At 61.4% G+C, this 20267-nt stretch carries 18 protein-coding genes and 1 other RNA gene; 5 read left to right on the forward strand and 14 right to left on the reverse strand.

All coding sequences use genetic code 11. The annotated features are described in order from the left end of the window. Positions 1–22: 22 nt before the first annotated feature. The 13 genes from murC to IG168_RS01300 all read right to left on the reverse strand — a co-directional run bounded on the left by murC (position 23) and on the right by IG168_RS01300 (position 14745). Complete coding sequence (murC, locus tag IG168_RS01240; RefSeq protein WP_193161437.1) at positions 23–1489, reverse strand: UDP-N-acetylmuramate--L-alanine ligase; 1467 nt, start codon at positions 1487–1489, stop codon at positions 23–25. A 13-nt stretch (positions 1490–1502) separates the two neighbouring features. Beyond that, the gene (murG, locus tag IG168_RS01245; protein ID WP_193161320.1) at positions 1503–2609 is read right to left on the reverse strand and encodes an undecaprenyldiphospho-muramoylpentapeptide beta-N-acetylglucosaminyltransferase; all 1107 of its coding nucleotides are present in this window, start codon (positions 2607–2609) and stop codon (positions 1503–1505) included. Next, positions 2609–3838: a putative lipid II flippase FtsW gene (gene ftsW, locus IG168_RS01250; protein ID WP_226876397.1), complete on the reverse strand. Its 1230-nt coding sequence runs from the start codon at positions 3836–3838 to the stop codon at positions 2609–2611. Before ftsW ends, murG begins: the two co-directional genes overlap by 1 nt. After that, complete coding sequence (murD, locus tag IG168_RS01255; protein WP_193161321.1) at positions 3835–5223, reverse strand: UDP-N-acetylmuramoyl-L-alanine--D-glutamate ligase; 1389 nt, start codon at positions 5221–5223, stop codon at positions 3835–3837. The genes ftsW and murD overlap by 4 nt, the downstream gene beginning before the upstream one ends. A 20-nt stretch (positions 5224–5243) precedes the next feature. Then, positions 5244–6329 (reverse strand): phospho-N-acetylmuramoyl-pentapeptide-transferase, encoded by a 1086-nt coding sequence (mraY, locus tag IG168_RS01260; protein ID WP_193161322.1) that lies wholly within the window; start codon positions 6327–6329, stop codon positions 5244–5246. A 12-nt stretch (positions 6330–6341) separates the two neighbouring features. Beyond that, positions 6342–7745, reverse strand: coding sequence for a UDP-N-acetylmuramoyl-tripeptide--D-alanyl-D-alanine ligase (locus IG168_RS01265; RefSeq protein WP_193161323.1), 1404 nt, complete (start codon positions 7743–7745; stop codon positions 6342–6344). Continuing rightward, positions 7742–9268, reverse strand: a complete 1527-nt coding sequence (locus IG168_RS01270; RefSeq protein WP_193161324.1) for a UDP-N-acetylmuramoyl-L-alanyl-D-glutamate--2,6-diaminopimelate ligase — start codon at positions 9266–9268, stop codon at positions 7742–7744. Before IG168_RS01270 ends, IG168_RS01265 begins: the two co-directional genes overlap by 4 nt. Continuing rightward, the gene (locus IG168_RS01275) at positions 9265–11022 is read right to left on the reverse strand and encodes a peptidoglycan D,D-transpeptidase FtsI family protein (protein ID WP_193161325.1); all 1758 of its coding nucleotides are present in this window, start codon (positions 11020–11022) and stop codon (positions 9265–9267) included. The genes IG168_RS01270 and IG168_RS01275 overlap by 4 nt, the downstream gene beginning before the upstream one ends. 172 nt (positions 11023–11194) lie before the next feature. Beyond that, positions 11195–11452 (reverse strand): cell division protein FtsL, encoded by a 258-nt coding sequence (gene ftsL / locus IG168_RS01280; protein ID WP_193161326.1) that lies wholly within the window; start codon positions 11450–11452, stop codon positions 11195–11197. Positions 11453–11466: 14 nt separating this feature from the next. Further along, positions 11467–12405, reverse strand: coding sequence for a 16S rRNA (cytosine(1402)-N(4))-methyltransferase RsmH (rsmH, locus tag IG168_RS01285; RefSeq protein ID WP_193161327.1), 939 nt, complete (start codon positions 12403–12405; stop codon positions 11467–11469). 17 nt (positions 12406–12422) lie between these two features. Further along, positions 12423–12866, reverse strand: a complete 444-nt coding sequence (mraZ, locus tag IG168_RS01290; RefSeq protein WP_193161328.1) for a division/cell wall cluster transcriptional repressor MraZ — start codon at positions 12864–12866, stop codon at positions 12423–12425. A gap of 568 nt (positions 12867–13434) precedes the next feature. Then, positions 13435–13791: RNase P RNA component class A (gene rnpB, locus IG168_RS01295), an RNA gene on the reverse strand. A 63-nt stretch (positions 13792–13854) separates the two neighbouring features. Beyond that, entirely contained in the window at positions 13855–14745 is an 891-nt protein-coding gene (locus IG168_RS01300) for a LysR family transcriptional regulator (RefSeq protein WP_193161329.1), read from the reverse strand. A 108-nt stretch (positions 14746–14853) separates the two neighbouring features. On the opposite strand from IG168_RS01300, the gene IG168_RS01305 reads away from it, so the two are divergent. After that, positions 14854–15792, forward strand: a complete 939-nt coding sequence (locus IG168_RS01305; protein ID WP_226876399.1) for a DMT family transporter — start codon at positions 14854–14856, stop codon at positions 15790–15792. A gap of 29 nt (positions 15793–15821) precedes the next feature. Here IG168_RS01305 and rsmI read toward each other — a convergent pair whose 3' ends face one another. Then, the gene (gene rsmI / locus IG168_RS01310) at positions 15822–16664 is read right to left on the reverse strand and encodes a 16S rRNA (cytidine(1402)-2'-O)-methyltransferase (RefSeq protein ID WP_193161330.1); all 843 of its coding nucleotides are present in this window, start codon (positions 16662–16664) and stop codon (positions 15822–15824) included. Positions 16665–16701: 37 nt separating this feature from the next. Between rsmI and IG168_RS01315 the strand changes: the two genes are divergently transcribed. The 4 genes from IG168_RS01315 (at position 16702) to IG168_RS01330 (ending at position 20239) form a co-directional block, all read left to right on the forward strand. Beyond that, entirely contained in the window at positions 16702–18633 is a 1932-nt protein-coding gene (locus tag IG168_RS01315) for a penicillin-binding protein activator (protein WP_193161331.1), read from the forward strand. Then, positions 18620–18988: a YraN family protein gene (locus tag IG168_RS01320; protein ID WP_193161332.1), complete on the forward strand. Its 369-nt coding sequence runs from the start codon at positions 18620–18622 to the stop codon at positions 18986–18988. Before IG168_RS01315 ends, IG168_RS01320 begins: the two co-directional genes overlap by 14 nt. Before the next feature lie 64 nt (positions 18989–19052). Then, positions 19053–19643, forward strand: a complete 591-nt coding sequence (locus IG168_RS01325) for an SIS domain-containing protein (protein WP_193161333.1) — start codon at positions 19053–19055, stop codon at positions 19641–19643. A gap of 5 nt (positions 19644–19648) precedes the next feature. Continuing rightward, positions 19649–20239: a BON domain-containing protein gene (locus tag IG168_RS01330; RefSeq protein WP_193161334.1), complete on the forward strand. Its 591-nt coding sequence runs from the start codon at positions 19649–19651 to the stop codon at positions 20237–20239. Positions 20240–20267: the final 28 nt, after the last annotated feature.

A 20267-nucleotide genomic window follows, 5' to 3' on the forward strand; every position in this document is an offset into this window, starting at 1 on the left:
CCTGGCCTTACGCACGTCGCAATCAACCCTCGGCCGCGTCGTTCTCGCCGAGGCGCCACTGCGCCAGCTGCTGCGCCAGTGCTCCGACGTTGCCGGCGCCCTGGGTCAGCACTATATCGCCCGGCTCAATCAGGTCTGCCAGCACCGGCGGCACCTGGTCGATAGTTTCGACAAAAATCGGATCAACCTGGCCGCGATTGCGCAGACTGCGCGCCAGCGTGCGGCCATCGGCACCGGGAATCGGCGATTCGCCGGCGCTATATACATCCAGCAGAATCAACTTGTCCACCTGCGACAGCACCTGCACGAAATCTTCAAACAGGTCGCGCGTCCGCGAGTAGCGATGCGGCTGGTAAATCATCACCAGGCGACGCTCCGGCCAGCCATCGCGCACCGTCTGGATAGTGGCGGCCACTTCGCGCGGATGATGGCCATAGTCGTCGACCAGCATGACTTTTTCTGCGGCCGCATCGTTGCTGACGGCGTAGTGTCCATAGATCTGGAAACGCCGACCAACGCCCTGAAAGCCGTTCAGCCCCTCGCGTATTGCATCGTCACTGACGCCTTCCTCGGTGGCCACAGCAATCGCGGCAGTCGCATTCAACACATTGTGAATACCCGGTGTATTCACGCAGACGTCAAGCACCTTTCCGTCGGGGCGCTGCACACTGAAATGGCTGCGTAGCGGCTCTTGCTTGACCTCGACGATACGAAAATCGTTGCCCTCGTCGAAACCGTAGGTGGCTATCGGGCGCGAGAACTGCGGAATCACTTCCTGAATATGCGGATCATCACCACAAACCACTGCCAGGCCATAAAACGGCAGGTTATGGACAAAGTCGACGAAGATCTGCTTTACCTTTTCAAAGTCGCCGCCGTAGGTCTCCATATGGTCGGCGTCAATGTTCGTGATCACGGTAACCATCGGCTGCAAGTGGATGAACGACGCATCGCTCTCATCCGCCTCCGCCACCAGGTAGCGGCTTTCACCCAGGGCGGCATTGGCACCGGCAGCATTTACCAGGCCACCGATCACGAATGTGGGATCCTTTTTATCCGCAGCGAGGATCGAAGCAATCAAACTCGTCGTCGTGGTCTTGCCGTGGGTACCCGCCACGGCAATGCCGTAGCGGTAGCGCATCAGTTCACCCAGCATTTCCGCACGGCGCACCACCGGAATGCGGTTTTCATGTGCCGCTTCCAGCTCCGGATTGTCGCCGTGAATCGCAGAGGAATTCACCACCACATCCACACCGCGGATGTTGTCCGCGCTGTGGCCAATCTGTACCTTGACACCCAGTTTGCGCAGGCGCTGGGTGACCGAGGACTCTCGCAGATCGGAACCGGACACTTCATAGCCCTGGTTCTGCAACACCTCGGCGATACCGCTCATCCCCGCACCGCCGATACCGATAAAGTGAATGCGGCGAATGCGGCGCATGGTCGGCACGCCGTAGCGAGTGTTTTCTGTGGTGTGCTCTACAGTCATATTCACCTTTACCTCATCGCCCTGCGATTTCTTCACCGCAGGCAGTTACAACTCGCTGCGTCGCGTCGACCTTGGCCACGCTGCGTGCGGCCTCAGCCATCGACAGTAATTTCTCCGGCTGCGCAAACAGGTCACTGAGCAGTCCGGCCAGCTGTTCGGCCGTCAGTTGGTCCTGCTGCACAACGATTGCACCGCCGGCTTGCTGCAGCCATTCACCGTTTTTCGTCTGGTGGTCATCGATCGCAAACGGGAACGGCACCATAATCGCGCCCACGCCTGCCGCGGCAATTTCCGATACGGTCAGCGCCCCGGAACGACAGATAATCAGGTCTGCGTTGCTGTACGCCTCGGCCATATCGGCGATAAACGGCACCACCTCGGCGTCGACACCCGCCTGCCGATACGACGCCCGCGCGATATCCAGATGGCGCTTGCCGGCCTGGTGAATCACGCGCGGCCGCAGTGCCTCAGGCAACAGTGCCAGCGCCTGCGGGACCAACTCATTGATGGCCACTGCACCGAGGCTGCCACCCAGTACCAGCAACCGCAGCGGTATTTCTTTGCCGATGCGCGCTTTCGGTTCCGGTAGCTGTGCAATTTCCTCGCGCACCGGATTGCCGACTTGCTGGCCGCCGGGCAGACCGCTCGGAAATGCCTCGAGCACGCGGCTGGCGATTTTGGCCAGCATCCGGTTGGTAGTTCCGGCCACGGCATTCTGTTCGTGAATGATCAGGGGAATACCACTGATCCGCGCCGCGACACCGCCGGGTCCACTGGCAAAACCGCCGAACCCCAGTACCGCGTCCGGCTTAACCTGTTTTACCACTGCACGCGCCTGGGCAACCGCGCGGGCAATTTGCAGCGGTGCTTTCAGCAGTGCCAGCTTGCCTTTTCCGCGCACCCCTTCGACTGCAATAAAGTGCAGCGGAATATCCGCTTCCGGAATCAACTGTGTTTCGATCCCGCGCCGGGTGCCCAGCCACTCCACGGTAGCGCCCTGCGCTATCAGCGCCCGCGCTACTGCCAGTGCCGGGAAAACGTGACCGCCGGTACCGCCGGCCATCACCAGAAATTTTTTACCGGTAAATTGATCGGATAGCGCTACTGAATGCTGACTCATCAGGCCGCCTCCTCTTTTACCGAGCGATCACCAAGCTGCAGCGGATTGAAAATCGGCAGCTGGGAAATCATTCCGTTACCCGCAGTTTCCTCTGCATCACCGCTACGCAATTCGGACTGGATACGCAGCGCCAACGCGAACAATCCGCAACAGACCACCAGACTGCTGCCCCCGGAACTGACGAAAGGCAATGTCAGGCCTTTGGTCGGCAACAGGCCCGAGGCTACGCCCATATTCACAAACGCCTGACCCGCCAGCAGCACGGCGATACCGAAGGCCAGTAAGGCCATAAAGAACTTCTGTTGTGCCAGCGCCTCGCGCACCAGTCGCAGCAGTCCCCAGCTCAGCATCGCAAACAGGCCGATGACCACCAGTCCGCCGGCCATGCCCCACTCCTCGGACAGGATGGCGAAGATAAAATCAGTATGCGCCTCGGGCAGGTAAAACAGTTTCTGCACGCTGTTGCCGAGTCCTACACCGAACCACTCTCCGCGCCCGAAGGCGATCAGTGACTGGGTCAGCTGGTAACCACTGGCAAACTGGTCGCCCCACGGATCGAGGAATGTTGTCAGGCGCTGCAGGCGGTAGGGGCTGAGCATTGCCATCAACGCCAGCGCACAGGCGGCCAGCCCCACCAGTAGGAATGTGTGCGGCAGGCGCGCGCCGGCGAGAAACACCATCGCCAGTACCGTGCCGGAAATCACTACGACCGAACCAAAATCCGGTTGCGCCAGCAGCATCAGCGCCACGATGCCCAGAATGAACACCGGGATCATAAAGCTGCTCCAGTGGCGCAGCTGCTGGTTGCGGCGCGTCAGGAAGCTGGCGAAAAAAATCAGCAGGCAGAACTTTGCCACTTCCGCCGGTTGCACGGTGATCGAGCCAAAGGCCAGCCAGCGGCGACTACCATTGACTTCCCGGCCAATACCCGGAATCAACACCACCAGCAACAGCAGGCACGAAAACAGCAACAGCGGCCACGACAGACGCGACCAGACCGACAGCGGCACCTGACTGACAACCAGCGCCACCACGGCACCAACGCCGAGGAACATCAAATGGCGCTTCAGGAAAAACCAGGGATCGCCGTAAGCGTCCGCCGAGAACGCAATTGAAGCGGAGGCCACCATGACAATACCGATACTGACCAGCGCCAGTACGCAGAACGGCAGCACCCAATCAAATTTTTCGACATCTGCAGTCGGCATCGGCTCGCGCTTCCGGCTCATTGCGCACCTCCATTGACGGGGGCAGCAGACGTCAGCGCGGACACCGCGCGACGGAAGTCTTCACCGCGCGCTTCAAAGTTGCGGTACATATCGAAACTGGCGCAGGCCGGCGACAGCAGGACATAGTCGCCGCTCTGGGCCAGGTTGCGCGCATGTGCAACCGCGTCTTCCATGCTGGTTGCCGGTTGGATTTCTGTCAGCCCGTTCAGCGCGTCGGCAATCCGCGGACCATCGACACCGATAGTTACCAGTGCGCGCAGGGCATCGGCGGATTGCGCCAGCGGCGCGAAATCCGCGCCCTTGCCATCGCCGCCTGCGATCAACACAATCTTTCTGGTTTCAGTGGCCAGCCCGTCAAGTGCCGCGCGGGTCGCGCCCACATTGGTGCCCTTGGAGTCATTGACGTAGGTCACGTCGTCCAGGTCGAGCACGCGCTCGCAGCGATGCGGCAGTCCCTTGAAGCTGTGCAATACGCTCAGCATCACTGACTTCGGCAGGCCCACGGCATTGCCGAGCGCCAGTGCCGCCAGCGCGTTGGCCGCATTGTGGCTGCCTACCGTGCCCAGCTCCGCCACCGGCATCAGATTATCGGTGCCCTGAACCAGCCACTGGCGGCCATCGACAACGCGCAACCCAAACTGCTGCAGATCCGGCTGGTCGAGCCCGAAGCTCCACTCGCGCACATCGCGTGAAACAGGGCCGCAAGTCAGCGGATCAGCGCGGTTTACCACCAGCTGCTGCGCATTACGATAGATGCGCTGTTTGGCCCGGTGGTAATCCGACAGGCTCTCGTAGCGGTCCATATGGTCCGCGCTCACATTGAGGATAGTGGCCGCCGCCGGCGCCAGAGATGAAGTGGTTTCCAACTGAAAACTCGACAGTTCCAGCACAAACAGCTGCGGCAATTCCCGCTCCAGCAGATCCAGTACCGGCACACCGATGTTGCCACCGACGGCAACGGAAATACCGGCATTTTCCGCCATCAGGCCCACCAGAGTGGTCACGGTGCTCTTGCCGTTGGAACCGGTAATGGCCACCACTTTCGGCGGCAGCGCAAGCTTGTTCAGCTCCCGCGCGAACAATTCGATATCACCAACCACCGGTATGCCCGCCGATACCGCCTGCTGCAGTGCGGGTTCGGCCAGGGCAACACCGGGGCTGGCGATAATCTCGCTGGCAGCGAGGAGGGTCTGCGCATTGAGCGGTCCGGTTTCCACCGGCACATCCGGAAAAGCAGCGCGAAACGCGTCCAACCCCGGCGGCTGGGTACGACTATCGGCAACCACGGGAGTAAAACCGGCACGCAGCAAAAAGCGCACTACCGATTGCCCGGTAGCGCCCATGCCGATTACCACTTTTTTTTCCGAAGTTGCGATCAGTGTCATTTTTCTTAGTACAGCGTTTGTTAACGCAATTTAAGGGTTGCCAGCCCCATTAATACCAGTATCACGGTGATGATCCAGAAGCGCACGATCACGCGCGGCTCCGGCCAGCCTTTCAGTTCAAAATGGTGGTGCAGTGGCGCCATGCGGAAAATCCGCTTTCCAGTCAGTTTGAACGAGGCCACCTGCAGGATGACGGAAACAGTTTCCATCACGAACACACCGCCCATGATGAACAGCACAATTTCATGCCGGGTGATCACCGCAATGATGCCGAGCGCAGCCCCCAGCGCCAGTGCGCCCACGTCGCCCATGAAAACCTGGGCGGGATAGGTGTTGAACCACAGGAAACCGAGCCCCGCCCCGCCGAGCGCGGCGCAGAAGACCGCCAGTTCGCCGGCGCCGGGAATCGAAGGAATATGCAGGTAGCTGGCAAATTCCGCATGACCAGCCAAGTAGGCAATGATGCCGAGTGCTCCACCCACCATCACCGTGGGCATGATCGCCAGCCCGTCGAGTCCGTCGGTCAGATTCACTGCATTGCTCGAGCCGACAACCACGAAATAGGTCAGCAAGATGAAGGAGACCGGGCCGAGGTTGACGGCCACGTCCTTGAAAAACGGGACGAAAAACTGCGTCTCCGCCGGGCTGGTAGCGCTCATATAGAGGTAGATGGCCGCACCCAGGCCGGCGATGGACTGCCAGAAATATTTCCAGCGCGCGATCAGGCCGCGCGGGTTTTTCTCCACGACTTTCTTGTAGTCATCGACAAAGCCCACTGCGCCGAAGACAAAGGTCACCAGCAGGGTTACCCACACGTAGCGATTGGAAAGATCGGACCACAGCAGTGCGGCAGAAAAGATGGCCGCAAGAATCAGGGTGCCACCCATAGTAGGCGTGCCGGATTTACTCAGATGGGTCTGCGGGCCGTCGTCGCGCACGGCCTGCCCTACCTGTAGCTGATTCAGCCAGGTAATCATGCGCGGCCCAACCACCAGGGAAATTCCCAGAGCAGTCAGCGCGCCCAGAATCGCACGCACGGTCAGGTAATTGAACACCGCAAAGGTGCTCACATATTGTTGGAAATATTCTGCCAGCCAGAGCAGCATCGTTTAGCCTCTTCAGTCGTTCCCGTCTGCGCTTGTGTCTTGGGTCAGTGCCTGCACAACCAGTTCCATTCGTGCACTGCGGGAACCCTTCACCAGCACCGTGGTGTTGCCATTCAGTTCGTTGGTGAGCGCCGCGATTAGCGGTGCCCTGTCCCGATAATTGTTCAGCGGATTGTGGTGACCCGCTCCGAAGGCCACGCTGGCGGCGGTGCAGAGCGGCCCGAGAGTAAATAGCGCGTCCAGGCCGCGCTCGCGCGCCAGCTCACCGATCTGTCGATGCATGATTTCAGCATCTGGCCCCAGCTCCGCCATGTCGCCCAGGACCAGGATCTTCCGGCCCGGGCGCTGAGCCAGCAACTCGATCGCCGCTGCCACGGATCCGGGGTTGGCGTTGTAGCTGTCGTCGATCACCGTCGCACCGCGGCGGCCGCTGTGCGTCTGCATGCGCCCCTGCACTGCGATCATTTTGCCGAGCCCGCTGGCGATATCTGCCGCTGGCACGCCGGCGGCGAATGCGCAGCCAGCAGCGACCAGCGCGTTGTGCACATTGTGCTCACCCAACAGCTGCAGCTGTACCGGGTGCGCCAGACCATCGATCATCAGATCGAAAGCCGGGCACCCGTTGTCACCCAGCTCGATGTTGTCGGCGTAAATCGCGCAGTCGTGACCCAGCCCCACTTCCAGCGTGGAAACGCCTTCGGGCATTTCATCGCGCCAGTAATTGGCGTAGCCATCATCCGCATTGATCACCGCGATACCGCCCACGTCCAGACTGGTATAGATCTGACCCTTGGCTGCGGCGATGGCGTCCACGGAGCCAAAACCTTCCACGTGAGCGGGCATCACATTATTGACCGCGCTGATCTGCGGCTTGCCGATACCACACAGGTAGCCGATGTCATCCGGGCCGCTGGCACCCATTTCCAGAATCAACACATCGTGTTGTTCAGTGAGACCGAACAGTGTCATCGGCAAACCGAACTGGTTGTTCAAGTTGCCACGGGTCACACAGGGGTGATGATGTTGGGAAAAAATCGCCGCGAGCATTTCTTTTACAGTGGTCTTTCCGCACGAACCCGTAATCGCGATCACGCGACCATTGAACTCCTCCCGACACAACAACCCGATCTGGCCGAGAGCCACGGTGGTGTCCGCAACTCGCCACTGCGGCAGGTCGCAGCCCGCAATTTCCCGTTCGACCACCAGCCCCAGCACTTTGTCGGCCAGTTCGCCAGCCGCCGCCAGCTCGGACAGAAAATCGTGCGCGTCAAAAGTCTCCCCTTTTAACGCGACAAACAGCGCCCCTTCATCCAACTGGCGAGTATCGGTACAGATCCGCTCGAACGTCACCGAGCCGTTCAGCAGTTCGCCGCCGAAGCGTTCCTGTAACTGTTGCAGGGAGAGCGGATGGATCACTCGGCATCCTCCCCGATCCGGGCACTGCCGGCGCGCTGTTGCAGCGCCAGCGTCGCCTGCTCGCGATCGCAAAAATGAATTTTCTCGGTACCGATAATCTGGTAATCCTCGTGGCCCTTACCGGCAATCAGCACGATATCGCCCGGCTCGGCAGCGGCAACGGCGCGCGCAATTGCGGCGGCACGATCGATTTCCACTTCGATGTTGCTGGCGGCACCCTCGAGAATATCGTCGATGATTTTCTGTGGTTCTTCACCGCGCGGGTTGTCACTGGTGACAATGGCGCGGTCAGCCATCTCCGAGGCGATACGCCCCATGGGCGCGCGCTTACCGGTATCCCGGTCACCGCCACAGCCGAAGACACACCAGAGGTTTCCGCGGCAATAGGGCCGCGCCGCCGCGAGGGCGGCGCGCAACGCATCCGGCGTGTGGGCGTAATCCACCAGCACACTGATATCGTCGGCGCCGTCCACTTTTACACGTTCCATGCGACCGGGCACCGCGCGAATGGTCGGGAATACCGCAAGGATGTCTTCGAAAGGCATACCACCGGCCGCGACAGCAGCTACCACGGCGAGAGCGTTGTGAATATTGAAGTCCCCGATCAGCGGCGCCCGTAACTCACCACTGCCCCACGGCGAGGTAAGCTGCACGGAAAAACCGCCGTCGTGACGGCGCAGGTCGGTAGCGTGCAGGTCTCCGGACTGCAGGCCGTAGGTAATCACCCGCAGGCCGCGCAACCGGCAGCGTTCGGCCAGCTGCGCGCCGAACGGATCGTCCAGGTTAATCACGCCACGCTTCAGTTTCGGCAAGCCAAACAGCTTTTCCTTAGCGGCACCGTAGGCGGCCATGTTGCCGTGATAGTCCAGGTGATCCCGCGACAGGTTGGTAAAGATCGCGGTATCAAAAATCAGGCCGTGAACGCGCCCCTGAGCCAGGGAGTGAGACGACACTTCCATTGCCGCTGCACGCACACCGCGGTCGCGGAAGGCGGCGTAATCCGCTTGCAGGCGCACCGGGTCCGGCGTGGTGAGGCCGGTCTCTTCCAGCTGAATATCGCCATCCTGCCATACGCCATTACCGATGGTGCCCATCACGCCGGCACTACCGAAATAGTGTGCCAGCAGTTGCGCTGTCAGGTAGGCACAGGTGGACTTGCCATTAGTGCCGGTTACCCCCACCAGGTACATGTCTTCGGTCGGGTTGCCGTAGAAGCGCGCGGCGATCTCCCCCACGCGCTTGGCCAGGCCCGGCACAGTGACCACCTGCACACCCTCGCGGGTCGAAGTTTCCAGGCGGTCACCGTCGGCAAGCACGGCGCCGGCACCGGCGGCCACGGCTGCACCGATAAATTCACGACCATCCACCACGCTGCCGCGCAGCGCCATAAACAGGTCCCCGGCTTCTACCAGGCGGCTGTCCAGCGCGACACCGGTGACGGACACATCCGGGATACCGGCGTAACCCGGTACCAGCTGCTGTAGGGAAACGTTCCGCTTGGCGGGATTCACGTGCTCACTCACGATTTGCTACCTCTTTCGTTAAGCTGCACAGCCAGCTGTTCTTCTGCCGGTGCCATCTCGGCGGGCGGCACCTGCAACAGGCGCATGGCGCCCGCCATCACTTTGCCGAACACTGGTGCGGCTACCTCACCACCGTAGTATTTGGCGCGGCTCGGATCATCGACGACCACGACCGCAATCAGACGCGGCCGGTCCGCGGGGATAAACCCGGCGAATACGGAGCGATAGCGATTGCTCACGTAGCCGTCGCTGCCGACCTTGTGTACCGTGCCGGTCTTGCCCGCCACGCGGTAACCTTCAACCGCGGCGCGCTTACCGGTCCCTTCCGGCCCGATCACCGTCTCCAGCATCGCGGTCACTTCGCGGGTCAGCGGACCCTCGACCACCTGCTCCGGCTCGACGCGTTTGTTGCCGCTCAAAACCAGCGAAACCGGGCGCTTGAGCCCGGCATTGGCAATTACACTGTAGGCCTCTGCCAGCTGTACTGCATTGACTGTTAAACCGTAGCCGAAGGCGAAGTTGGCTCGCTCGATTGGCTGCCAACGACTGCGACTGGGCAGTATGCCCGCGGCCTCTCCGGGGAAGCCGGTGCCCACTGCCTCGCCCAACCCCAGTCGGTAAAAGAGTGCGCGCACAGAATTTGGTTCCAGATCCAGGGCGATTTTGCTGATCCCCACCTGGCTCGACTTGGTGATGACTTTGGTGACATCGATCTTGCCGTAATTGCGGTGATCCATCAGGGTCTTGCCCGGCAGACGGATATAGCCCGGGCTGGTATCGATCGGGGTATGCGGCTTGTAGCGGCCGGTCTCCAGTGCCGCCAGCACAGTGATCGGCTTCACGGTGGAGCCGGGTTCGAACTGATCGATCAGCGCGCGGTTGCGCATCTGCGCGGCGCGTACACCTTTGCGGTTGTTCGGATTGAACGACGGCTGGTTGGCCATCGCCAACACATCGCCACTGTGCGCATCCAGAATCACCATAAAGCCTGACGCCGCTTCGTTTTCGGTCACGGCGCGCTTCAGTTCCCGGTAAGCCAGGTACTGCAAGCGCAGGTCGATGGACAGGCGCAGATCCTGGCCGGGGCGCGCCTCGCGCTGCACTGCCAGATCCTGCACGGTGCGACCCTTGAGGTCTTTCACTACCTGCTGCGCACCCGGCTCACCGGTCAGCCACTGGTTATAGGCCAGCTCGAGACCCTCCTGGCCACGGTCGTCGATATTGGTGAAACCGAGCAGCTGCGCGGTCACTTCGCCCGCGGGGTAAAAGCGGCGATATTCCTTCTTGCCGTATACCCCGGCAGTGTTCAGCGCCAGCACCCTCTTGGCCCCGTCCGGCGCCATGTGGCGGCGCAGGTACATAAATTCCTTGTTGCGGTATTTGCGCAGCCGCTCGGCCAGGGCCGCGGGCTTCAAGTTCAGCGCGGTGGCCAGCTTGCGCAATTCGTCGGCGCTGGCTTCGCGCAACAGTTGCGGATTGGCCCACAGGGTCAGCACCGGGGTGCTGACGGCAAGCAGCTCTCCATTGCGATCGACAATGGAACCGCGATAGGCGGCAATCTCTTCCGAGCGGATTGTGCGCGCGTTACCCTGGTCCTGCAGGAACCTATAGCCGCGCTCCGCTTCCGGCAGCACCTGCAGGCGGGCGAGGTGCAGCACCAAGGCCAGGGCAAGCAGACACAGCAGTACTGCCACCAGCGCAAAGCGCCAGCGGGCAATACCCGGAGTGACCTGCTGTTTCTTGACTGCGCCCATGAAATCCCTGTTCGCGTTACAGAGCCAATGAAAACTACTGCGCGTGCGCCTGGTAACGGCCGGCGGTGCTCACAATCCTCACGTACTTAAAGTACGCTCCGGTTGCTCCGCTCCGGCGGCCATCACCAGCCACCCGCTCGCTACGTTTTCAAAGGCTCCTTTTTATAAAGAGTTAATTATTTGGCACCAGCACCCGCTCATCCGGTGCTGGCACATGCATTTTCAATTTTTCCCGCGCCACTTTTTCGATCCGGCTGTAGGCGGACCAGGCGCCTTTTTCCAGCAACAGGCGCTCCTGTTCGTAGCGCAATTCGTCGCGAGTCTTCTGCGCGTCAACAAGCTGCGCGGTCAGAACCCGGCTGTGCTGGGTGGTGTAAACCACCGCCAGAGCCGACACCAGAGACGCCAGCCACAGCACGGCGATCAACATGCGCCGCCTGCCACTCACGACTGCGCCTCTCCGAGTTTTTCGGCAATGCGCATCACCGCACTGCGGGAGCGCAGGTTCTCATCTACCTCACCGGCGTCGGCCTTGACCGCTTTGCCGACAGAGCGCAGGCTCTTGGCGATCTCGCTGTCCATCACCGGCAAACCCCGCGGCAATTGCGGCCCGCGTTCTTTTTCACGAATAAACCGTTTCACCATCCGGTCTTCCAGAGAGTGGAAGCTGATGACCACCAGCCGGCCGCCCGGTGCCAGCAACTGCAGGGACTTTTCCAGCGCCTGCCGCAGGTCTTCCAGCTCACCATTGATATGGATTCGGATGGCCTGGAACACCCTGGTGGCCGGATGCTTGCCCTTCTCCCAGGCCGGATTCGCCGCCTTGACCACTTCCGCCAGGTCCAGCGTCCGCGCAAAGGGCTTTTCCACGCGGCGACGCACGATGGCGCCAGCCATACGGCGGGCAAATCGCTCCTCGCCGTACTCCTTGAACACCCGCGCCAATTCCGCTTCATCTTCGCTGTTGACCCAGTCCGCCGCGCTCATGCCGCGGCTGGTATCCATCCGCATGTCCAGCGGACCATCCTGCATAAAACTGAATCCGCGCTCGGCCTGATCCAGTTGCGGTGAAGACACCCCCAGGTCCAGCAGGATGCCTGTCACCTGGCCGACCCGATCCGCCGCGGCCTGATCCATATCGGCGAAAGAGCCGTGCCAGATCGAGAAACGGGCATCGCCGGCAAAGCGTTCACGGGCAAAGGCAACCGCCTCCGGATCCTTGTCCACTCCGACCAGGCGACCGCTCTCATCCAGACGCTCCAGAATGGCGGCGCTGTGTCCGCCACGACCGAAGGTCCCATCGATATAAAAGCCGCCCGGGTCGGTCACCAGGGCATCGACGGCTTCGCGCAACAACACACTGCGATGCAGATCTTGTGACACCCTGTGTCCTCTCCTCTTTATAGAGAGAGCGAAGCCATCTCTTCCGGCATTTCGCCCTCGCCCTCACTGCTATCGAGCCAGTCCATCCAGCGGTCTTCGCTCCACAGCTCCAGTTTCTTGCCCTGCCCCACCAGCATCAGCTTCTTTTCGAGGCCGGCGTATTCCCGCAGGGTCGGCGGAATCAGTACGCGGCCATTGCCGTCCACCTGCAACTCACAGGCGTAACCGATCAACAGCCGCTGGGCGCGACGCGCCACTTTATTGAAGCTCGACAGCGCTTCGATTTTCGGCAGGATCTCCTGCCACTGGGGTTCCGGGTAAACGAGCAGGCAGCGCTCTTCGGTATGCGCAGTGACCACCAGACGCCCAGCACAATCTTCCAGCAGCGTGTCGCGGACCCGCGCTGGAATGGCCAGACGCCCTTTGGCGTCCATATTGATTGCGTGGCTGCCTAGATACACTTTTTGTCCAAGTGCGTTACTCAAGTACCGCCGGGGTAACGATCAACTACCGTCGCGGCGCGTGTTATTCACTGGATACTTTTTGCGCATTTCTCATCTTTGCGGTGTAACTACCCACTCACAACCACAGATGAACCACCAAAACCCACAAAATTCCACTTTTCTCCACTTCAGACACTATAAATCTGGAGTGGGCAAAGTCAAGGAAATCAACGGCAAACTGCGGCGAAATCCCAGTAAATTCGCGGGCTGCAGCGCAGGCCATGCAATTGGCAGGAAAAAGGTCGGGACGGAATTACAAAATGAAGCAAGCACTTACTTATTTAAGCTCAGAGACTACTTTAAGTTTGCCGCGGACTGAACTGAATTTGAAAGTGTTAGCGAACGCTTACGAGGTTTGAATCAAATGGCAGAAAAGTCATCTGCCACTGCGGACAAGAGGATGCCGAAGAGAAGATGGCGCCAATAATAATGGGCGCCCAACTTTTCCCACAATGGCACGCGCGGCTGCAAGACACTCTGCAACCGCGAAGACAGGAACCCGCGATAATCGCGAGCAAATGGGAAATCTGTGAGCTGGCCTGTAAGCCGGGTTCTGTCGAGGACAATCATTCATCTGGGATGTATGTCGCCATACACCTCAAGCGACCTACCCGCCCTCGGTGCGGGTCACACCTATAGAGGGCCTATTTGGTCTTGCTCCGGACGGGGTTTACCATGCCGCGGACTGTTACCAGCCGCGCGGTGCGCTCTTACCGCACCCTTTCACCCTTACCTGTGCCTGCGGACAGGCCATCGGCGGTCTACTCTCTGCTGCACTTTCCGTAGGCTCGCGCCCCCCAGGCGTTACCTGGCGTCCCACCCTATGGAGCCCGGACTTTCCTCCATCCCTCCGAAGAGAAACAGCGATTGCCCGGCCAGCTCGGCGCGAAGAGTAATGAGCGGGACCGGGGATTGCAAGCGATACCGACGGCGGGGCCGCACCGCTCTATAAGGCCACAAAACCCGCGTCGACCGCTTCGCGCATGGCAAGCGCCGCCGGGCTCAACACATGCCCCCGGCGCCATGCGAGTACACAGCGGCGCTCCAGCATCGGGGATACGATGGGGATTCCCTGCAGGGCATCGTCCCGGTTCAGTGCCGCCAGAGTGCGGCCGGGCAGAATGGTGTAACCAATCCCGCGCCGCACCAGATCAATCTGAACCCGCAGGGAGTCCACCTCCACTTCCAGGTTCAGTCGGTGTGACTCGCGCAACGCATATTGCTCCAGCAGGGACCGCAGACCGTGGCGCAGACCGGGCAATACCAGCGGAAGCTGTGACGCCTCAGCAAAGGGGATCTCCCCTTCTGCCAATGTGGCGGCACCGCGGCCACCGATCAGCAACAGCGATTCTGTCGCCAATTCCCGCAGACTCAAGCTCGCACTGATGGCGCCGTCGTAGAGAATGGCGAGTTCCAGCTGGTGGCGCAGCAGCCTTTCCTGCAGGTCGCCGCTGAGCGCCTCGCTGATTTGCAGACGCACCTGCGGGTAGCGCCGGTGGTAATCACTGATCAACGGACCACTGAGGTAGACACCAATGCTTGGCGGCAGACCAAAACTCAGCGGTCCGTTTACCTGGCCGCGGCGCTCAGCCACCAACTGGCGCAGTGCCGTCGCCTGGTCCAACAGCGATCGCGCCTGGTCCAGTACCAGCTCGCCGGCTTCGGTGAGCACCACGCCGCGCCCGGTGCGCCGGAAGAGCCGGCTACCCAGATCGGCTTCGAGCTGTCCGATCAGCCGGCTGAGGGAGGGTTGCGAAAGGTCGAGCCGGCGCGCAGCGGCGACAAGGCTGCCGGAATCGGCGACAGCGAGGAAGGCATTGAGCTGTTTGAGGTCCACGCAATGATATCCACAAATTGAATATCTGATAGTTTTTCAATGCTGTTGGCGAATATCAAGTGAAATGACACCATAGCGCCCCTGAAAAGGTACCGTGGGCAGGGATTAATGATGCGAGAAACGCACGGGAAGTGGTGGCAATCGGGGCTGGTGCTGGTGGCGGCGGCCACCTTCGCCATTGCCTTCAAGGGAATATTTGCGCGGCTGATCTACCAGTATGGGGTTCCGGTGGACACGGTACTGATCTGGCGCTTCTTCCTGGCGGTGCCACTGTTTTGGATCGTCGCCCGCTGGCTGACACGCGGGCAGCCGCCTGTGCGACTCTCCCCGCGGCAGTGGTTTCTGTGCGCGCTTACCGGAGCGCTTTTCTTCGTCAGCGCCTGGTGCGACTTTCACGCCATCGCCGCACTGGGTGCCAGCGTCTCGCGGATGGTGCTTTATCTGTTCCCCGCCCTACTGATGGTGATCCAGGCCGCCGAACAGCGCCGCTTGCCGGGCGCCGCCCAACTGGCGGTTTTCGCCGTCGCCTGGACGGGTATCGCACTGTTGCTGTTGCCGGGGTGGCACGGCGGCACCCTGTCGCTCGCCGGGCTGCTCTATGGATTCGGCGCCGCCACCTGTTACGCCGTTTTCTGGCGCATCAGTCAATCGCTCACCGTACCGCTGGGTTCGGTGCGCTTTAACCAGTTCTCAAACAGCTTCACGCTGCTGTTTATGGCCGCTTTCCTGTTGCCGAATACACCGGCGACGGAATTGGCCGTCAGTGCTCCCGCTTTCGCCTGGATATTGGTACTGGTGGTTTTCTCCACCGTTCTGCCTTTCTTTTTACTGTTTGAGGGACTGAGGCGCGCGGATGCGGCGGAGGCCGGCGTGGTGGCGATGTTCGGGCCGGTGGTGACTATCAGCGCCGCAATGCTGGTATTTCCGGACGAGCGACTCGGACCGCTGCAGTGGCTGGGCGCGGCACTGATCCTGGCCAGTATCGGCGCCCTGAAACTGGTCAAATCGCGGCGGTCCGAAACCGCCGGCCTGAGCCCGTCAAATTAGATTCCACAGGCGCCGGCCCTGTACGGGCCTCACTTTTGCTCGAGGCTCCAGTTATACAGTGTCTTCTTGTTGACCCCGGTAATATCCGCGGCCAGGGCTGCGGCGCGTTTAGGCGGCAACTCAGCCAGCAGCAGTTTCATCACCCGCTGTGCCTCCGCATCCAGCGTCGCGTCCTGCCTGCGTTCAGCGCCGCGTACCAATAGCACGATTTCGCCGCGCTGCTGGTTGCCATCGGCGCGCACCCACTCGGCGAGCTCTGCCAGGGGCGCCAGGTGGATGGTCTCGAACGCCTTGGTCAGTTCACGGGCGATCACCGCCTCGCGCTCCCCACCAAATACTTGCGCCATCGCCTCCAAAGTGTCCAGCACCCGGTGGGGCGCCTCGTAAAAGATCAGGGTGCGGGTATCGCTCTCCAGCGCCTGCAGGGATTTCTCCCGCGCGCCCGCCTTGGCCGGCAGGAAACCCTCGAAACTGAAGCGGTCGCTGGGCAGGCCTGCCGCGCTGAGGGCGGCGACGAAAGCGCAGGCCCCGGGCACCGGTATCACGCGGACGCCGCGGGCGCGCGCCTCGCGCACCAGCCGGTAGCCCGGGTCGGAGATCAGCGGTGTGCCGGCATCGGAGATCAGCGCCACCGTCTGGCCCTGCTGGAGCCGCTGGAGTATCTGCTCGGTACGCACATCGTCCGAGTGGTCATGGTACGCCATCAGCGGCGTATCGATATCAAAGTGGGAAAAAAGTCTCTGACTGTGACGCGTGTCCTCCGCCGCAACCAGATCGGCGCATTGTAGAACTTCGATGGCTCGCGGTACCATATCGGCCAAGTTACCAATGGGCGTGGCAACAATATAAAGCAGCGCCTGATCCAGCCCCATAATTCACTCCAATTTATAAGATTTGCGGGAGAAGAATATGTCCGCCCTGTCCCGGCGCAGCACTTTCCGGCGCGCGGCCCCGATCGTCAGCAGACTTGCCGCCAGCGCCCTGACTCTCGCCCTGGCCGCCTGCCAGACCCAGGCACCGCAACCCAATATACAGGCCCCGGTTCAGGCCGGCGCGACCGCCAGTCGCAGCGATGCGATACAGTTTCTGCACAGCGCCGAGAACCAGTCTTCGCCGGTGCGCGATCAACTGCGCCTGCGGGCGGCGGCCATTCTATACAAGCTGGGCGACAACGCGACTGCCAAACAGGCCGCCATTGGCATCGACCCGGAGCAGCTCAACGACGTTGAGTATGCACGATACGCGCAAGTCTACGGCAGAGTACTCGCCGCCGAAGACGATTTTTTCAAGGCCCTCGATCTGGCCACTGCGCCGCGCCTGGATCGTGCCTGGTTGCAGCTGCCCCCCGATACCGCCCTGTCACTGCGCAGCCTGCGCGCCGATCTCTGGGGCCTGCTAGGTGACCTGGACAGCGCCATTGCCGAGCGCCGGCTGATCGCCGACCTCGCGCAGACAGACGCCGATATCTCGGCCAACAATGACGGATTCTGGCAATTGCTGATGCAATTGCCCTCCAGCGAACTGCACCTGCGCGCCGAACAGAGCCAGGACATGCAGATGCGCGGCTGGTACCAGCTGGCCCTGGTAGGGCGCGATACCCAGGGCGATATCAGCTCGCAGCTGACGGCGCTCAGCCGCTGGCGCCAGCAGTGGCCGGGCCACAGTGCAACCGCGCATCCCCCACAGGCACTGCAGCTGCTGGAACACCTGGCCAGCCAGCGCGCCGACCGCATCGCCCTGCTGCTGCCGCTGTCCGGCCCACTGGGTAGCGCCGGGCGCGCCATTCGCGACGGCTTTATGGCCGCTTACTACACCTCTTTACAGGCCGGCGCACCGGCACCAAAGGTCAAGGTATACGACACCGGCACCGAGCAGCCTTTTGAAGAGATCTATCAGAGCGCGGTAAACGACGGCGCCCAGGCGATTGTCGGCCCGCTCGACAAGCGCAAGGTCGCCAACCTGCTCGCTACCGAGAAATTGCCGGTGCCGACCCTGGCCCTGAACTACGGCGACAGCGGCCGCACGACCGGTGATCTGGTGCAGTTCGGACTCGCAATCGAGGACGAAGCCCGCCAGGTCGCACAGCACGCCTACCGCCAGGGACATCGCCAGGCAATGATCCTGGCCTCCGACGCCAGCTGGGGACAGCGCGGCGCCGAGGCATTCCGCGAGGAATGGCATCGCCTGGGCGGCACCGTGACCGTCAACCGGACCTTCTACGGCAACAGCAACTTTTCCAAGCTGGTCAGCGACGCCCTGCTGATCCCCGAAAGCAAATCGCGCGAAAGTGCGCTGCGCCGGAAACTGGCTGCTCCGCTAAAGTTCACGCCCCGCCGCCGCAACGATGTGGATATGCTGTTTGTGCTCGCGCAGCCACAGCAGGCGCGGCAGCTCAACCCGATGCTGACGTTCTTCTACGCCGGCGACCTGCCCATCTACGCCACATCACAGGTATTCGACGGCAATATCAACCGCAACCGCGACCGCGACATGAACGGCATTCGCTTTACCGCGATGCCGTGGCTGTTTGAAAACGACAATGTCACCAAGCGCAATATCGAAAAGCAGGCCTCACCGGCGCCCGCCTTTGCACGGCTCTATGCCCTGGGTGCCGATGCATTCCGCCTGTACCCGCGCCTGCCAATGTTGCGCCAGTTCCCAAATCAGCAGGTGCACGGCCTGACCGGCGCCCTGAGCCTGACTGCCGATGGCCGCATCGTGCGCGAGGAGATGTGGGCGCGTATCGACAAGGGCGCGCCGGTGCCAATTACCACCGTCGTCGAGCCCCTGCCGCAGGCGACCGAGCCGGTGGAGCTGACCGGAACCAGTGAAGCTTTTTAACCGCACCACCAACAGCGCCGACGTCGGCGCACAGATGGAAAAGGTCGCGGCGCGGTATCTGCAGCGCGCCGGCCTCCGCATCGAAGCGCACAACTACCATTGCCGGCAGGGCGAAATCGACCTGATCGCGCGGGACGGCGATACCCTGGTATTTGTCGAGGTGCGCTTCCGCAAAGACAAGCGTTTCGGCGGTGCCGGTGCAACGGTCGATACCCGCAAGCAACGCAAACTTCTGGCCAGCGCGGATCGCTACCTGCAGGAGCACCGCCTGGACTGCCCCTGCCGCTTTGATGTAATCGCCATCGACGGCAGTGCAGACAACATAAACTGGATCACCAACGCGTTTGGTGCGTAAACTCCGGTAACACGACAGGACTATGAAACGGAGCGGATCCAGAGTTCGCCCGGTTAAGGATTCAATGGAACAGCGAGTTGTAACCCTTTTTCACCGCAGCCTCGAAGCCACAATGAACGCGGGCGAAATTCTCGCCCCGCTGGTCGCAGAGGCCAGCGACATGGTGGTGCACACATTGCTCGCCGAAAACAAGCTGCTGCTGTGCGGCAACGGCGTCAGCGGCGCCCTCGCCCAGAGCTTCTGCGCACAGTTGCTCGGTGGCTTCCAGCGCGAGCGCCCGGGCCTGCCGGCGATCGCGCTGTGCAGCGACGGCATCTCCATCGGTACAGTGGCGCAGAACCACGGCCGCGCGGAATCCTTTGCGCAGCCGGTGCGCGCCCTGGGCCAGCCGGGGGACCTGCTGGTGATCGTCAGCAGCGACGGCCGCGATTCGAATCTGGTCCAGGCGATGCGCGCGGCGCGCGACCGCGATATGGGCATTCTCGCCCTGACCGGCGGCGACGGCGGTGATTGCGCGGCCCTGCTGGATACTCACGATATTGAACTCCGCGTGCCTTCTGAAGTCGCAGCAGAGGTACACCAGGTGCACCTGTTAACCATTTTCTGCCTGTGCGATCTCATCGACAGCAGTTTGTTCGGTGGCTACGAGGACTGAAACCGATGAAAACCCTAATCACGAAAACCATGAACCGCATTGTTATTGCTCTGGCCATGAGTGCCGCGCTGTCCGGCTGCAGCACCGTACTGGAAGCCACCCACGACGGCCCCATTCAGCAGGATCCCGGCCAGCGCTCCCTCGGCACCTACCTCGATGACGAGAAAATTGAGACCATCACCACGGTCAATATCAACAAGGCGCACCCGAACCTGAAAAATGCCAATATCAACGTCAATGTCTTCAACGGCGTGGTGTTGCTGACGGGCCAGGTGGAAAACAATGAACTGCGCCTGCTAGCCGGGCGCACCGCGCAGCAGGTGCAGAACGTGCGCCAGGTGTACAACGAGATCCAGGTACGCGGCAAAGTCTCCCTGCTGGCCAGCAGCAGCGACGCCTGGCTCACCACCAAAGTGAAAAGCGTCCTGCTCGCCAACAAAGAAATCGACAGCGGACGAATCAAGGTCATCACCGAAAATGGTGTGGTCTACCTGATGGGGCTGCTGACCCGCGCGGAAGCCGAGCGTGCCGCCGATGTCACCCGCAGTATCGGCGGAGTGCAGAAGGTGGTGAAAGCGGTGGAATATATCGACTGAACGATAAACCGAATGCATGGGCCGCACG

This window comes from Microbulbifer hainanensis (assembly GCF_014904735.1).
GTDB classification, from domain to species: domain Bacteria; phylum Pseudomonadota; class Gammaproteobacteria; order Pseudomonadales; family Cellvibrionaceae; genus Microbulbifer; species Microbulbifer hainanensis.

Excerpts from the sequence above, each read along its gene's own strand:
- murC (WP_193161437.1), bottom strand. The coding sequence starts at position 1,489 with ATGACTGTAGAGCACACCACAGAAAACACTCGCTACGGCGTGCCGACC.
- IG168_RS01315 (WP_193161331.1), top strand. The coding sequence starts at position 16,702 with ATGTCCGCCCTGTCCCGGCGCAGCACTTTCCGGCGCGCGGCCCCGATC.
- murG (WP_193161320.1), bottom strand. The coding sequence starts at position 2,609 with ATGAGTCAGCATTCAGTAGCGCTATCCGATCAATTTACCGGTAAAAAA.
- rsmI (WP_193161330.1), bottom strand. The coding sequence starts at position 16,664 with ATGGGGCTGGATCAGGCGCTGCTTTATATTGTTGCCACGCCCATTGGT.
- murD (WP_193161321.1), bottom strand. The coding sequence starts at position 5,223 with ATGACACTGATCGCAACTTCGGAAAAAAAAGTGGTAATCGGCATGGGC.
- ftsW (WP_226876397.1), bottom strand. The coding sequence starts at position 3,838 with ATGAGCCGGAAGCGCGAGCCGATGCCGACTGCAGATGTCGAAAAATTT.
- IG168_RS01275 (WP_193161325.1), bottom strand. The coding sequence starts at position 11,022 with ATGGGCGCAGTCAAGAAACAGCAGGTCACTCCGGGTATTGCCCGCTGG.
- ftsL (WP_193161326.1), bottom strand. The coding sequence starts at position 11,452 with ATGTTGATCGCCGTGCTGTGGCTGGCGTCTCTGGTGTCGGCTCTGGCG.
- IG168_RS01325 (WP_193161333.1), top strand. The coding sequence starts at position 19,053 with ATGGAACAGCGAGTTGTAACCCTTTTTCACCGCAGCCTCGAAGCCACA.
- IG168_RS01305 (WP_226876399.1), top strand. The coding sequence starts at position 14,854 with ATGATGCGAGAAACGCACGGGAAGTGGTGGCAATCGGGGCTGGTGCTG.
- IG168_RS01330 (WP_193161334.1), top strand. The coding sequence starts at position 19,649 with ATGAAAACCCTAATCACGAAAACCATGAACCGCATTGTTATTGCTCTG.
- mraY (WP_193161322.1), bottom strand. The coding sequence starts at position 6,329 with ATGCTGCTCTGGCTGGCAGAATATTTCCAACAATATGTGAGCACCTTT.